Origin of the sequence: Limnothrix redekei LRLZ20PSL1 (genome assembly GCF_043235035.1) — a bacterium.
In the GTDB taxonomy this organism is placed as follows: Bacteria; Cyanobacteriota; Cyanobacteriia; order CACIAM-69d; family CACIAM-69d; genus CACIAM-69d.
On record NZ_JAZAQF010000044.1, the window covers coordinates 1 to 13,166 of the forward strand.

The 13,166-nt window shown below is 56.6% G+C and carries 16 protein-coding genes, 1 tRNA gene and 1 pseudogene; 11 read left to right on the forward strand and 7 right to left on the reverse strand.

Annotated features, from left to right (window positions below):
• Both VPK24_RS07640 and VPK24_RS07645 read right to left on the reverse strand, forming a co-directional pair.
• Positions 1-124: pseudogene (locus tag VPK24_RS07640) on the reverse strand (photosystem II D2 protein (photosystem q(a) protein)); the annotation flags it as partial.
• A gap of 18 nt (positions 125-142) precedes the next feature.
• Positions 143-316, reverse strand: coding sequence for a hypothetical protein (locus VPK24_RS07645; protein ID WP_393011854.1), 174 nt, complete (start codon positions 314-316; stop codon positions 143-145).
• 727 nt (positions 317-1,043) lie between these two features.
• Between VPK24_RS07645 and VPK24_RS07650 the strand changes: the two genes are divergently transcribed.
• Genes VPK24_RS07650 through VPK24_RS07660 form a run of 3 tightly spaced genes read left to right on the forward strand, consistent with a single transcriptional unit; the run spans position 1,044 to position 3,625 of the window.
• Positions 1,044-1,610: a photosystem I assembly protein Ycf4 gene (locus tag VPK24_RS07650; protein WP_393011856.1), complete on the forward strand. Its 567-nt coding sequence runs from the start codon at positions 1,044-1,046 to the stop codon at positions 1,608-1,610.
• A gap of 2 nt (positions 1,611-1,612) precedes the next feature.
• Positions 1,613-2,392 carry a peptidylprolyl isomerase gene (locus VPK24_RS07655; protein ID WP_393011858.1) on the forward strand — a complete coding sequence of 260 codons (780 nt, stop codon included), beginning with the start codon at positions 1,613-1,615 and terminating at the stop codon, positions 2,390-2,392.
• Between the two features lie 18 nt (positions 2,393-2,410).
• Complete coding sequence (locus tag VPK24_RS07660) at positions 2,411-3,625, forward strand: beta-ketoacyl-ACP synthase (protein ID WP_393011860.1); 1,215 nt, start codon at positions 2,411-2,413, stop codon at positions 3,623-3,625.
• A gap of 215 nt (positions 3,626-3,840) precedes the next feature.
• Here VPK24_RS07660 and VPK24_RS07665 read toward each other — a convergent pair whose 3' ends face one another.
• The 5 genes from VPK24_RS07665 to VPK24_RS07685 form a co-directional block, all read right to left on the reverse strand.
• Complete coding sequence (locus VPK24_RS07665; RefSeq protein ID WP_393011862.1) at positions 3,841-4,947, reverse strand: AI-2E family transporter; 1,107 nt, start codon at positions 4,945-4,947, stop codon at positions 3,841-3,843.
• Between the two features lie 186 nt (positions 4,948-5,133).
• Positions 5,134-5,748 (reverse strand): chromophore lyase CpcT/CpeT, encoded by a 615-nt coding sequence (locus VPK24_RS07670; RefSeq protein WP_199291651.1) that lies wholly within the window; start codon positions 5,746-5,748, stop codon positions 5,134-5,136.
• Between the two features lie 155 nt (positions 5,749-5,903).
• Positions 5,904-6,494 (reverse strand): chromophore lyase CpcT/CpeT, encoded by a 591-nt coding sequence (locus VPK24_RS07675; protein WP_393011864.1) that lies wholly within the window; start codon positions 6,492-6,494, stop codon positions 5,904-5,906.
• Positions 6,495-6,599: 105 nt separating this feature from the next.
• A complete protein-coding gene (locus VPK24_RS07680; protein WP_393011866.1) occupies positions 6,600-7,544 on the reverse strand; it encodes a bestrophin family protein in 945 nt (314 codons plus the stop codon).
• Between the two features lie 193 nt (positions 7,545-7,737).
• Entirely contained in the window at positions 7,738-9,093 is a 1,356-nt protein-coding gene (locus VPK24_RS07685; protein WP_393011868.1) for a hypothetical protein, read from the reverse strand.
• 189 nt (positions 9,094-9,282) lie between these two features.
• Between VPK24_RS07685 and rplS the strand changes: the two genes are divergently transcribed.
• From rplS to rplJ, 8 genes are all read left to right on the forward strand, one after another.
• On the forward strand, positions 9,283-9,645 hold the full coding sequence (gene rplS, locus VPK24_RS07690; protein WP_393011870.1) for a 50S ribosomal protein L19: 363 nt from the start codon (positions 9,283-9,285) through the stop codon (positions 9,643-9,645).
• A 98-nt stretch (positions 9,646-9,743) separates the two neighbouring features.
• Positions 9,744-9,816 (forward strand) — tRNA-Trp (locus tag VPK24_RS07695).
• A 74-nt stretch (positions 9,817-9,890) separates the two neighbouring features.
• Entirely contained in the window at positions 9,891-10,091 is a 201-nt protein-coding gene (locus VPK24_RS07700) for a hypothetical protein (protein ID WP_143473101.1), read from the forward strand.
• Positions 10,057-10,278 carry a preprotein translocase subunit SecE gene (secE, locus tag VPK24_RS07705; protein ID WP_393011872.1) on the forward strand — a complete coding sequence of 74 codons (222 nt, stop codon included), beginning with the start codon at positions 10,057-10,059 and terminating at the stop codon, positions 10,276-10,278. Before VPK24_RS07700 ends, secE begins: the two co-directional genes overlap by 35 nt.
• Positions 10,275-10,910: a transcription termination/antitermination protein NusG gene (gene nusG, locus VPK24_RS07710; RefSeq protein ID WP_099534245.1), complete on the forward strand. Its 636-nt coding sequence runs from the start codon at positions 10,275-10,277 to the stop codon at positions 10,908-10,910. Before secE ends, nusG begins: the two co-directional genes overlap by 4 nt.
• Positions 10,911-10,934: 24 nt before the next feature.
• A complete protein-coding gene (rplK, locus tag VPK24_RS07715; protein WP_393011875.1) occupies positions 10,935-11,360 on the forward strand; it encodes a 50S ribosomal protein L11 in 426 nt (141 codons plus the stop codon).
• Positions 11,361-11,503: 143 nt separating this feature from the next.
• Complete coding sequence (rplA, locus tag VPK24_RS07720; RefSeq protein WP_393011877.1) at positions 11,504-12,223, forward strand: 50S ribosomal protein L1; 720 nt, start codon at positions 11,504-11,506, stop codon at positions 12,221-12,223.
• A 358-nt stretch (positions 12,224-12,581) separates the two neighbouring features.
• On the forward strand, positions 12,582-13,109 hold the full coding sequence (gene rplJ, locus VPK24_RS07725; protein ID WP_393011879.1) for a 50S ribosomal protein L10: 528 nt from the start codon (positions 12,582-12,584) through the stop codon (positions 13,107-13,109).
• Positions 13,110-13,166 lie beyond the last annotated feature (57 nt).

Genomic DNA, 13,166 nt, shown 5'->3' on the forward strand with positions numbered 1-13,166 from the left:
ATGCGCAGGGGAACAGCAGCAGACCCGACCAGCCGACGAAGACGAAGCGATCCCGCTTCAGCCAGTCGTCCACTACGTCGAACCACCCGCGTTCCGTGCCCACGCGTCCAACTGCGATGGTCATGGAGTTCCTCTCTATCTGTTAACAGAGGTTCAAAATTGCGATATCTACGGTCGTGAGGCGGGTTTGAAGCACTTCCGGTTCCGTAGAATTTTGACCCGTCTCGCGATCGGGGCCTGGGCAACGGTGAAAATCCGCAGGGGGTTGGGGCATGAGTTGCACTTCCACCCAGAAGAGCGCCGTTGCCGATGCCATCGATTGCTGAGATCGGTTAATTTTTCTTAACCTACCACACTCATTTCGGGTGAGGGTAGGGCGATCGCAAGTCTGGCAGCCAAATCAGAAAATTTGGACTGGTTTCCAGTACTTAGTCAAACGATCACATCGATTACAAGTCTCATGATAATTGAAGGGGCGATCGGGGGGTGGGGAATCTCGTAACGGAGTTGATCAAACCCAGGCGAATCGCGTCAATCGGGCCCGCTGGCGGGATCACGGGCGGCGGAAACCCTTCCGATCAACTTCAGACTAATTTAAGAATTGCGGGGATCAACGCACGGCTCCGTAACAGACCACTGCCAATTCCCATGCCAATCCACAGCCCATGGGTGGTCAATCTCGCAGCCCGATCGCGATTCAGCGCCAAGTCACGATCACCGAGTTTGCGGCTCCGGGCGATCGCGCTGTTGCGATTTTTGTCATCTCCCCCAATCTAAGACCTTTGTTAAGAAAAAATAAGTAATTATGCTTAATGTTTTTCAGCCATTTTTGGATCGTTGTCTTTCGCCAAGATTTTTAGGAATCTGCCAAGTTTGCTTAGACTGTTGAAGGGACGGTTCCTGATCGAACAACCGGGCCCACTCAAGTCATGGCCGGTCTGAGCCAGCAGTTTGGGGCAAACAAGCGTTTCATCCCCCCTGCGTTCCCCCCTGCATTCCCGCAACTGTTTTCGATACACAAGCAATTTTTAAGCCATACACCTATGACTGTCTCCACCGATCCCCAATCCGATCGCCTGTTGCGGACGGAGATTGTCGGCGCGCGCCGTCTCAGTAGCTATGCGATCGCCACGATCGTCACCATCGGCGCTACGGGCTTTTTGCTTGCCGGCTTGTCGAGCTACCTGGGCGTGAATCTGCTGCTGTTCTCAGACCCCACCAAGCTCGTGTTTGTCCCCCAAGGACTGGTGATGGGGCTGTATGGCACTGCCGGTTCACTGCTGGCCACCTATCTGTGGTTAACCATTCGCTGGAACGTGGGCGGTGGTTATAACGAGTTCGATCGCACCACGGGTAAAGCCACCATTTTCCGCTGGGGCTATCCCGGCAAAAATCGTGAAGTGAAGCTCACCTGCGACCTGAGCGCGATTCAATCCGTGCGCGTAGACCTCAAGGAAGGGATTAACCCTCGTCGGGCCTTGTATCTGCGAGTGAAAAATATGCGCGATGTTCCCCTAACCCGTGTGGGCCAACCCCTATCCTTAACGGCACTGGAAACGGAAGGGGCCGCCTTGGCCAAGTTTCTGGGTGTGCCGCTGGAGGGTCTGTAACAATGAATTATTTAGCAACCTACTGTATGAAAGCCTGCGCCAAAGCATTCCGGGGGCTATGGCTGGCTTCGATTGCCGCGTTGCTGGTTTTTTCGATCGCAGGCTGTGCTGGCCAACCGGCCGATAGTCGCCAAGTGAGCACCCCCGCGCCGTCGGTTGCCGCCACACCGGCCCAGTTGCCCGCCGGTTTGCCCCAGCTAACCGAAAAAGCAACCGTGACCATGACCATCAAGGGTCAACCGGTGGAAATTGAGGTGGACGGCACCAACGCACCCATCACAGCCGGAAATTTTGTGGATTTGGTGAACCGTGGGGTGTACGACGGCTTGATGTTCCATCGGGTGGTGCGGGAACCGGTGCCCTTTGTGGTGCAAGGGGGCGACCCGCGCAGCAAGGATCCCAAGGTTCCGATCACGGAGTTAGGGATGAGCGGTTTCACGGATCCCAAAACGGGCCGCGAGCGCACCATTCCCCTGGAAATTAAGCCCAAGGGTCAAGCCCAGCCAGTTTATAGTGCGACGTTCCCCGATTTGGGCATTGCAGAAGTGCCGGTTTTAACCCACAAGCGGGGCGCGGTGGCCATGGCGCGATCGATGTCGCCGGATTCTGCCTCGTCGCAGTTTTACTTTGCGCTGGCGGAGTTAACCCCGTTGGATGGTAGCTATGCGGTGTTTGGCTATGTGACCAAGGGCATGGAGACGATCGACCAGGTGCAACAGGGCGATCGAATTGAAAAAGCCAGCGTCACGGCAGGTCTGGAAAATCTGAAAACCACGCCTTAAACCATTGCTGAGTTCACTGTGCGGCGGGTGGTGGTAACGGGTATTGGACTGATGTCGGCCTTGGGTGATCGCTCATCAACCTGGCGATCGCTCCTGGCCGGTCAATCGGCGATTCAGTGGCATCAGCCCTTTACAGCGATTCCACCTCGCCCGATCGCCCTGCTTGGCTCGCGAGTGAATTCCCAAGCAGTAAATTCCCAAGCAGTAAATTCCCAGGCCCAGGCCCAACCCGCTGACTTGACGCATCTGATCGATCGCACCAGTGCAGCGGCCTGGGCAGATGCAACCGGCTCTGAGTTGCAGTCGGGATCTTGGTTAGCACTGAATCAACCAGCTCAACGGTTGGGGGTTTGTGTGGGATCCAGCCGCAGCTATCAGGGAGTTTTGGAGCAATACGCCGCCGGGGAACGCCCCTTGGATGATCAATGGTTAAGTCATTTGCCCCACGGCCCAGCGGTGCGGATCGCCCAACAATTGGGGGCAGGGGGCCCACTGTTGGCCCCGATGACCGCCTGCACGACCGGGATCAGCGCGATCGCCCGGGGAGCGGACTTAATTCGGGAAGGCTGGTGCGATCGGGTCTTGGCGGGAGCCGTGGAAGCCCCGATTACGCCCCTGACTTTGGCGGGGTTTGCCCAAATGGGGGCCCTGGCGGCCACGGGTTCCTATCCCTTTGACCGATCGCGCGAGGGGCTGGTGTTGGGAGAAGGGGCGGCTCTGTTGGTGTTGGAAGCGGCCGACCTGGCCCGATCGCGCGGAGCCAAAATCTATGGAGAAATTTTAGGGGCCGGCTTCAGCACCGATGCTTATCACCTCAGTGCGCCGGATCCAACGGGGCGATCGGCTCGGGTTGCGGTGCATTGGGCCCTGGAGCGTAGCGGCTGGCGACCGAAACAGGTGGACTATATCCACGCCCACGGCACGGCCACCAAGCTGAATGATGCCCAGGAAGCCAAGTTAATTCAAGATCTTTTTCCCCAACAACCGCCCGTGAGTTCCACCAAAGGAGCCACCGGCCATACGCTGGGGGCTTCCAGTGCCTTGGGAGTTGCGTTTTGTCTTTTGGCGATCGAGTCCGGCCAGTTGCCGCCCACGGTGGGATTGCAGGATCCAGAATTTGCCGGGTTTTGGCTGCAAACCCCGATCGCCCGACATGTCGATCGAACCCTTTGTTTTGCGTTTGGGTTTGGCGGCCAGAATGCGGTGCTCGCTGTCCAGCGATTTGAGGATTGAGCGTTGAGGATTGAGGATTGAGCGTTGAGAATCAAGCGTTGAGGGTCGAGCGTTGAGGAACAGGCTAGGCCATCAATTTGTAGCAACCAGATTTGTTGGAGCAACCAGATTTGTTGTAGCAACCAGATTTGTTGTAGCAACCTAGGAGCCTGGAGAGACTCAGCGCTTCAGCTTTCCACAATCCTGCGGCCCAACCCTCAGCGATCGGGCGTGGGTTATGTTGGGCGATCGGGTCGAGCGGTTTTGACGGGCAAGGCGGAATCGGTTGCCAAAGTCCAGCCATGGTTGGGCGATCGCCACAGTTCGATCGCGCTTTTGATCGTTCCCGCCAACGGAACCGCCAAAACCACCCCCAGCAAACCACCCACCTTAGCCCCCGCCAACAACGACAACAGCACCCAAACTGGATTCAGCCCCGTAAATTGCCCCAACAGGCGCGGAGCAACCGTATTTTCAATAATTTGATCCACCAAAAAGGCCAGCAAAAGCACCTGTAGCCCCAGCCAAAAACTCTTGACCGCTAACAGCAAGCTCACCACCACAATGCTGATCCCCGCGCCAAAGGGCACTAGCGTCATGACCCCAATGCCCAGGCCAAACAGCAACCCAAACGGCACTTGCAGCACCAGAAAAAGCAACACCATAGCCACCCCGATCGTGGTGGCCAAAGCCGCTTGGCCGGCATAGTAATTTTGGAAATTTTGGCGAAAACATTGGCGCACCTGCTCCCGTCGCTCGGGCGGCAACCAACTAAAAAAACCATCCCAAAATTGCTCGCCCCGCAACAGCAAATACACCGCCAGCACCATCGCAATCAGGGCATCAAAGGCCCGCCCGGCCATTTGCACCAACAGGCTCACCAGTTGGGTGGTTAGGTTTTGGATTTGGGCTGAGAATTGGGCGATCGCCTGGGTTCCCAACTGCTGAAGGTCGATCGGGAGCCGCTTGGCAATGGCCCAATTAGACAGGTTTTCAAGCTGTTGCCGACTCGAAGCCACCCAACCGGGCAACCCATTGGCAAAGGCAGCAAATTGGTCATAGAGCACCGGAGCCAGCGTTAGCCCCAACAGACCCACAATCCCCAAGGTCAACAGGACGATCGCCAACACCGCAAATTCCCGCCGCACACGCCAGCGTTTTCCCTGCGCTTCCAGCCACCGCACGGGATAGTCCAACAGAAAGGACACCAGCGTGGCCACCACAAAGGCAGACAGCAGGGACTGAAAATAATTGAAGACCTGAAGCAACATCCAGCCGTTCAAAAACGCCAGCGGCAACAGCAACCCCAATAAAAACCAGCGCAGGAGTGATCGGATGGACATTAATTATCGAGATTGATCGAAGTCGAGCGGCCACCCCAAAAACAGAGGAGCCACGCACTGAAAACAGTCAAGGCAGCCCGCTCAGGCTTCCGCCGTCGCCCAGCGCTGCGGAACTGATGGCAATCATTTTGGCGCAGGGAAAGCCGACCGTGGAGATCGATCGCCCTTCCCCACTGCCACATCGCCCTAGGGAGCCACCACCTCATCGGCAAAGCTGGCCACCTTCACAAAGTCAAAGGGCCCGGCCACCGCACCCCACACATGCTCATCGGTTTCCGGGTCACGACCCCGATCCCAGCTCACAAATCGATCGGCTGTGATTTCAAACTGGCTATCCAAGTAGGTTTCCTTGCCCTTGCGCGTGACCATGCAGGCCTTGCCGGGTTCCACCTGGCCCGTGAAGGTTTGCCCCGTCCGGCTCACCAAAAAATTGCAATGACAGAGCCGCTCCAGGCGATCGGCCGTCAGCGCTTGCAGGCGATCGGGCTGTCGAGAAGCACCAAAAAATTCCTGCTCATGGGCAACGGCATAGTTTTCAATTTGGATTTGCCCATTCACCTCAATCAACTTCAACACTCGCACGCGATAGGGCTGGTTGAGGGCGTAATCATAGGCCTGTTCCACATAGAAACTAATGCCACCCAGCAAGGCGATCGGCAGAGGCCGCATACAGACCCGAATATGGGCAAAAAAGGGCGGATTTTCAAAAGCTTGGGCTTGGTTGCTGAAGTCGGCGGCCATCCAACGGCCAAGGGTCACCAAATCAGCAGCGGGGGCGATCGCTTCAGACACTTGGGTCATGGTGTGATTAATCGGGGATTTCGTAAGGATTGAAAGGAATGAATGGTTATAGGAGCGAATCAAAATCGATCCCAACAATGGCGAGGGAAAGGCTGACCACTGACCACAGCGGATGACCGTTGCAGTTCGTTGCAGTGGCTCCCCGCGATCGCATCTTAATCGCCAACGCGCCGATAGCGAAATGGGCCCATGATTGCCCCCCAAATCGGTTTGCCCGTGTCGGGATCGATGCCCTTGTCGTAGCTGAGAAATTCGCCCGATCGCACCTCAAACCCCAAACTCACCTGGCGCAATTGCCCATCGGCCTGGAAACAACAACGCCGATCGGGCGGAAGCTGGGCCCGGAAACCTGCATCCTCTGCCAGAACCGCCATGGGCAACAGGCAACCGGGCAGTGGCTCCAAGTCCGCCAAGGTCAAGGGTTCCAAAATAGCGGGATCCAAACCCGCGCCGCGCCACCGCTCCGGCTGTCGCAGGGCAAAGTAGGCCACCGCCAGCGGAAAATCAGGATCAGAGGTGGGAGAAATTTGAAACACCCTGGGGCGATAGATTTTGGCAAAGGTGGGGGCGCTGGCTTGTTCCGCATAAATCCCCAAGTGGCCGGGCCCAAAGACCCCGATCGATCGATGCCACAGCCGCACACCCACATACCAAGTGGGATCCGCCAGGGCCTGTTCCCGATTTTCAAAAGTCCCCGGCAGCCAAAGGGCCAGGCGATCGAGCCAAGCAGAAACGTGATGGGTCATGGAAAACCAGAATCCATCTGGAACGATTGGGACTATTGCAATTGTTCCTTAAATCTTGTCCCCCAGCCTTGCCACCCCACCTAGATTCCGCCCTAGCAAAAACGGCTACTGAAAACTGTTATCTACCAATGCCCGGGCATTGGCTTCCCGGGGATTCAGAGTGGTCAAATCTTGCATGTTTTGGCGAACGGTGTTGCAAATGGCATCTAGCGGCAAATCATTCGGATCCGTGCCAAAGGGATTTTCGATTTCTTCGCCAATTTCTTCAATTCCAAATAGGGTGAAAGAAATGATGGCAACGAGTAATCCTGTCCACCAACCCACCTTGGACACCAATTCAAAAGGCAAAATTAAGCAGTAAATTAATAGCAATTGCCGCAAATGAATGGCATAAGCAAAGGGCATGGGCGTTCGCAAAATTCGCTCGCAACCTCCCAGGGAATCCACCAACACATCAAGCAGACGGTGCATGGAAGCCAGTTGATAGGGGTTGAGGTTACCGCGATCGCGCTGCTCTTCTAAAAAAGCGGCAATTCGTACCGATAAATCAATGGGTGCGTGATTCGTGGTTTGTAAATTGGCCAGCACATTCGGCTCAACCAAATCCGCAACCGCTTCCGTGACGGATGCCCCCCGTAAATGCTGCTTGGTGGCAATGCCAAAGGCAGCAATGAGATTCAAAGCTGAGATCTTTTGCTCTCGAACTTCCGGTGTTGATTCATCAATTGCCACCCAAATTTGTCGCCCCAGGTTACGGGAGGTGTTAACAATTCCGCCCCAGAGTTTGCGCCCTTCCCAGAACCGTTCGTAGGCGGTATTGGTGCGGAAAACCAATAGCAAACCCAGCACCACGCTGGGAATTAAATTTGCCCAGCCCGGTTGGGCCACGGGAACTTTCAGGGCATGTAGCCAACTGACGACGGCGGCAAAGGTTCCACAAAGCAGCACGCGGGGCGCAATGGTGGGCACAACGGAGCCGCGCAGTTGCAGAATGACCCGCAGCCAGGGACGGCGATCTTTTTGTCTGAATTGAAAAATGCTGGTTGCCATTACGATTTCAGAGTTCTCGCAGAATCCTGAGTAGGGAGGTGGGTTGATTGTACTCAGTCGGCTGACTCTGGCGAGGGGCGATCGCTTGGGGCAACGGGTTTTGTGTTTTGTTGAGCAATCTCGCTAGAACGGTTTCCAGAACTCTGAAGACAGCAGGAATAGCGCAAGGTTGGTCGTGGCGGATGGGGCAGTCCTAGGGCGATGGGCTAGGGGAGTCCGGGTTTTCGCCGGAGGGTGATGCGGGGCTTTCGGTGGTGGGTGCGGGACTGGATGTGGGGCCAGGTGTGGGGTCGGGCGTGGGGCTAGAGGTGGGGCTAGGGGTCGGGTCGGGGTTGGCGGCGCGACAAGGGGGATAGGTCAGGGTGTAGATATGGATGAGATAGCCCGGGCGATCGGAGAGTTTTTTGCCGGTGAGCTGTTGGGTCAAAAAGGCGATCGCCTCGTCATCCAAGGCTGAGTAGCCGGAGCTTTGCACCAACCGCACGGGGTTCAAACCGGGGGCCACCAATCCCCGATCGCCCACCAAGGCAACCAAGCGAATCGGTTGGGGCGGGTTGGCGCTCAGGGTGGTGCAAGCCCGCAGGTCAGCAAATTTGCGCCATTGGATCGGGGTGTCTTTCTTTTGAATGGAGTCTCCGACGGTGAGCATGTCGCGGAAAACGCCGTTTAATTCTTTGCCCGTGCCCGGCAACAGGGATCCATCTGCGTTGCGCATGGGGAGATCGTTGACCCGTTTCACCCAATCGGCCAGTTGACTCAGGCGGCCTTGGGTGGCGTTGCTGCTCACCAGATTCGGATTGAAGGTGTAGTTACCGGGGCGATCGGTCGGTTCCGGGTTCAGGCCGCTGGCCAGGGACTGGAGGCCGGCCGCCATTCGCCATTGATCTCGAAATTGGGCAATCGCAACGTTGGCGGTGGACTGGGCCAGGCGATCGGCGGCGGTGGCGGGGGTTGCGACAGCGGGCGATCGGGACTGGCCATTGGACTGGCGGCCGCGACGACCGCGATCGCCACCGTTGGGGCGAGGGGGGGGATTTTGGAACTGATCCCAGCCAGCGTAATCGTTATAGGGATTGATGTAGGAGTTGTTATAGGGGTTGTTATAGGGGTTGCTGTTGGGATTATTCTCAAACCGGTTCGTGGCCCGATCGCCGTTGGAACGGCCCCGGTTACCCGCCGCACCACCAAAGGTATTGAAGGGATCGACGGCGGCTCCGCTACCAACAGACGGCGACGGACTGCCCAAGCCTAAGCGATTGAACAGATCGTTGGCGCTTCCGGAATTGGAATTGGGGGGATTGGTCAGGCCGGTTGAATTTTGGGGTTGGGCAGCCGCTTCCCGGGCAAAGGCCGGCAGCTCTTGCAACTCCTCGGGGGTCAGCTCCAGCAGGGCCACTTTGCGCTCGTCCTCGGAGGGTGAGGCCGGATTCCAGTCCGCCAGCAGGGGCAAGGCCGCCAAATGCACCACAAATGACAAGACCATGGCCGACCCCAAGGGCGATCGCAGTCCTTGCACCAGTTGCTGTGATCTTTTCAGGATTTGCTCCATGGTTTGTTCAGCTCTCCTCCCCAGTGCCACCGAGGGGAATTGTCCCGCATCCTAATATGTTTTCCTCAGTGTAGAGGGCCGATCGAGCAAGGGGGACGATCGAGGCTCGATCGGAAAAAAGCCAAACCAAGCTAGACGAAATGACTGTTCAGCGGCTAAGATGTGTGCTTGTGGTTTTTTGAACCAGTCATGAACGCGCAAGAAGTCATCCGCTCAATCGAAGCTGAGCAACTCAAATCAGACCTGCCCGTCCTTTATATCGGGGACACGGTTCGAGTTGGTGTTGTGATCCAAGAAGGCGGCAAAGAGCGCGTCCAGCCCTACGAAGGCACCATCATCGCGATGCGCAACGGCGGGATTAACGAAACCGTCACCGTGCGTCGGGTGTTCCAAGGTGTTGGCGTAGAGCGCGTGTTCTTGCTGCACTCGCCCCGCGTCGCGAATATCAAAGTCGTGCGCCGTGGTAAAGTCCGTCGTGCCAAGCTGTACTACCTGCGTCAGCGCATTGGTAAGGCAACCCGCATCAAGGAACGGTTCGATCGCAAGAAGTAAGATCCTCCCCGGATCTTCGTTCGATCGGTTCATCCATTTCAAATGGTTTTTGAGCGACCGGCCTCGATTAGTGCTAAACTGAGAAAACGTCCAAACGTGCGCTCTTAGTTCAGTCGGTAGAACGCAGGTCTCCAAAACCTGATGTCGGGGGTTCGAGTCCTCCAGGGCGCGCTGGCATTCATCGCCGATGAATCTACCCAAAGGCTGACCGCCATCACCGGCAAGAGGTCTTTGGGTAGATTCTCATGAGGCGTGTTTTCCGATCAGCCCCGATCGACCAACCGGGTATCACGACCGATCGAACGCCTCTTCACCGGAGCCAGTCTGTGGCCCTATGGCCCATCAGCCTTTGGTCTTCCGTGCGATCGAGTCCCCATCCTAAGGAGCATTGGTCAACAGAGGAACCCACCCGTGAGCAAACCAGCGGAATCGCCAGCCCCAGATAACGAAAAATTCGACCCCACCGAGTTTCTGCGCGGCACTCGCGAAGAACTCAACAAAGTCGTTTGGCCCAGTCGCCAACAACTCATCAGTGAGTCCGTGGCGGTGGTGCTGATGGTTGTTCTCTCCGCCACAGCCATCTATCTGGTTGACAACCTCTTCACTTGGATCGCAAAGCAGGTGTTCCAATGAGCCTGAGCGACGAACAGTTCTACGACAGCGACGAACAAACCGAAGAGCAAGCGCCCAAGGTTTTAGCCCGTCGTGCTCGCTGGTATGCCGTGCAAGTGGCTTCCGGCTGTGAAAACCGCGTCAAGATGAACCTGCAACAACGGGTGCAAACCCTTGACGTGGCCGAACGAATTTTGCAGGTGGAAATTCCCCAAACCCCCACTGTCAAAATGCGCAAAGACGGTAGCCGTCAGCATGGCGATGAGAAGGTTTTCCCCGGCTATGTCCTGGTGCGGATGCATCTGGACGACGAAACCTGGATGGTTGTGAAGAATACCCCCAACGTGATTAACTTTGTGGGGGCAGAACAACGGCGCGGCCAAGGTCGCGGGCGCGGCCATGTCAAGCCCGTACCCCTGAGTCCCGCTGAAGTCGAGCGCATTTTCCGCCAGGCCCAGGAGCAAGAACCCGTCATCAAAATTGATATGGCGGCCGGTGACAAGATTGTGGTTTTGTCTGGGCCGTTTAAGGATTTTGAAGGCGAGGTGATTGAAGTGAGTCCCGAACGCAGCAAGCTGAAGGCTTTGCTGTCGATTTTTGGTCGGGATACCCCGGTTGAACTGGAGTTCAACCAAGTTCAAAAGCAAAGCTAGCTCGTCCCATAGCGCAATAAACGAATGGCTAAGAAAGTCGTCGCAATCATTAAGCTGGCGATTACCGCCGGCAAAGCGACCCCTGCTCCCCCGATCGGGCCTGCCCTGGGTCAGCATGGGGTCAACATCATGATGTTCTGCAAGGAATATAACGCCCGCACGGCCGACAAGGCTGGGCTGGTGGTTCCGGTAGAAATCTCGGTGTTTGAAGATCGGAGTTTTACCTTCGTTCTGAAAACGCCGCCCGCTTCCGTTTTGATTTGCAAGGCCGCTGGCATCGATCGCGGTTCGAGCGATCCGAAGTCTAAAAAGGTGGGCAAAATTACCCGCGCCCAGCTCCAGGAAATTGCCCAAACCAAGCTGCCTGACCTGAACACCAACGATGTGGGAGCCGCGATGCGGATCATCGAAGGGACGGCTAACAACATGGGCGTGACGATCGTCGATTAGGGGCCATGGGTTCGGTTGGGGCAGTCGGCTCGATCGACTCCTGATCCACTGAATAATTAACCGATCGCAGACAGATTTGCTGAAAACCATCTGGGGGAGAAGATCACCTCTTCGCTAATGACCCCGAAGGAGTGTTTTAATTCATGACTCGTAAGATTTCGCGCCGGATGCGCGAGCTAATGGCCAAGGTGGAACCGCGTCCCTATGCGCCCGTGGAGGCGCTGGAACTGGTGAAGGAACTGGCCACGGCTAAGTTTGTGGAAACGGTGGAAGCCCACATCAAGTTGGGAATTGACCCGAAATACACGGACCAACAATTGCGAACCACTGTGGCCCTGCCCAAGGGCACGGGTCAAACCGTGCGGGTGGCAGTAATTGCTCGGGGGGAAAAGGTCGCAGAAGCAACGGGCGCTGGCGCTGATATTGCCGGTTCCGAAGACCTGATTGAAGAAATTCAAAAGGGCATGATGGATTTTGACATCCTGATCGCCACGCCCGACATGATGCCCCAGGTGGCGAAGTTGGGTCGGATGTTAGGTCCCCGGGGCTTGATGCCGTCGCCGAAAGGTGGTACGGTGACGTTCGACTTGCCTCAGGCGATTTCGGAGTTCAAGGCTGGTAAGCTGGAATTCCGGGCCGATCGCACGGGTATTGTCCACGTGGGCATCGGTAAGTCCGCCTTTACGGCAGAAGATTTGCTGGTGAACCTGAAGGCGTTGCAAGAGACGATCGATCGCAACCGTCCTTCGGGTGCCAAGGGTCGCTACTGGCGCAGCATCTACGTGACCTCCACCATGGGGCCGTCGGTAGAAGTAGATGTGGCTGCCCTGCGTGACCTGAAGATTGGCGATAACGCTGCATAAACGGGCGGTGCTGGGGTGGATATTTGCCCCTTCGCGAATCCAAGCTTCGGCTGTTGATCTGGCTCGATCGCGGTGCCAATCAACAGCCAAGATCTCCTCGATGTTGAACTAGCGGCCCAGCAGTCGCTTCTCAAAACCCTAGCTTCAAAACCCAACAACCAAAGACAGTGGGTGCGTTCGCAATTGCGCGATCGCTTAATCAATCCCCACCGAGGTCTGTTCTGTTTTGAGCCAACTCGCTACCCGCTCAGGGTGCTGTTTGGCTGTCAAATCGAACCCCCTCGACCCGTCTTTGGCTGACCGTCGAGGGGGTTCTCGTTTCCAGACTGCGCGACAAACCGAAAGGAGGTGATGACGAATGGGTCGCACGCTGGAGGACAAGCAAGCAATTGTCGCGGATCTGAAGTCGCTGCTCACTGAAACCGAAATGGTGGCAGTGATCGACTACGCGGGTCTGTCGGTTGCTGAATTGTCGGATCTACGCAATCGCATCGCTGCGAGCGGCGCGGTTTGCAAAGTGACGAAAAACACGCTGATGCGGATCGCCGTTGAGGATGATGCCAACTGGCAGCCCATGACGGAGTTTCTGAAGGGTACTTCGGCATTTTTGTTGCTGAAGGGAGATCTGGGTGCTGCCCTGAAGGCATACCAAGATTTCCAAAAGGCCTCGAAGAAGACCGAGCTGCGCGGCGGTGTGATGGAAGGTCGCGCCCTGACGCAGGCCGAGGTTAAGGCAATTGCCGACCTGCCCTCGAAGGAGCAACTCATTGCTCAAATCGCTGGTGGGATCAATGGCCTGGCCACCAAGATCGCGGTCGGTGTCAAGGAAGTGCCTTCGATGCTGGCTCGTGGAATCAAGGCAATTTCCGAGAAGCAAGCCGCCTAGGCGATCGTTTCAGAACCGAGCAGTTCGATCGCCTGGCGGCCTAGGGCTTTGGCCCAC

Bases quoted from the DNA above. Each gene is read 5' to 3' on its own strand.
- VPK24_RS07650 (WP_393011856.1), top strand. From the start codon at position 1,044: ATGACTGTCTCCACCGATCCCCAATCCGATCGCCTGTTGCGGACGGAG.
- VPK24_RS07670 (WP_199291651.1), bottom strand. From the start codon at position 5,748: ATGACCCAAGTGTCTGAAGCGATCGCCCCCGCTGCTGATTTGGTGACC.
- VPK24_RS07700 (WP_143473101.1), top strand. From the start codon at position 9,891: ATGAGGCGTGTTTTCCGATCAGCCCCGATCGACCAACCGGGTATCACG.
- VPK24_RS07665 (WP_393011862.1), bottom strand. From the start codon at position 4,947: ATGTCCATCCGATCACTCCTGCGCTGGTTTTTATTGGGGTTGCTGTTG.
- VPK24_RS07655 (WP_393011858.1), top strand. From the start codon at position 1,613: ATGAATTATTTAGCAACCTACTGTATGAAAGCCTGCGCCAAAGCATTC.
- VPK24_RS07675 (WP_393011864.1), bottom strand. From the start codon at position 6,494: ATGACCCATCACGTTTCTGCTTGGCTCGATCGCCTGGCCCTTTGGCTG.
- VPK24_RS07645 (WP_393011854.1), bottom strand. From the start codon at position 316: ATGGCATCGGCAACGGCGCTCTTCTGGGTGGAAGTGCAACTCATGCCC.
- rplK (WP_393011875.1), top strand. From the start codon at position 10,935: ATGGCTAAGAAAGTCGTCGCAATCATTAAGCTGGCGATTACCGCCGGC.
- VPK24_RS07680 (WP_393011866.1), bottom strand. From the start codon at position 7,544: ATGGCAACCAGCATTTTTCAATTCAGACAAAAAGATCGCCGTCCCTGG.
- nusG (WP_099534245.1), top strand. From the start codon at position 10,275: ATGAGCCTGAGCGACGAACAGTTCTACGACAGCGACGAACAAACCGAA.
- rplS (WP_393011870.1), top strand. From the start codon at position 9,283: ATGAACGCGCAAGAAGTCATCCGCTCAATCGAAGCTGAGCAACTCAAA.
- rplA (WP_393011877.1), top strand. From the start codon at position 11,504: ATGACTCGTAAGATTTCGCGCCGGATGCGCGAGCTAATGGCCAAGGTG.
- VPK24_RS07685 (WP_393011868.1), bottom strand. From the start codon at position 9,093: ATGGAGCAAATCCTGAAAAGATCACAGCAACTGGTGCAAGGACTGCGA.
- rplJ (WP_393011879.1), top strand. From the start codon at position 12,582: ATGGGTCGCACGCTGGAGGACAAGCAAGCAATTGTCGCGGATCTGAAG.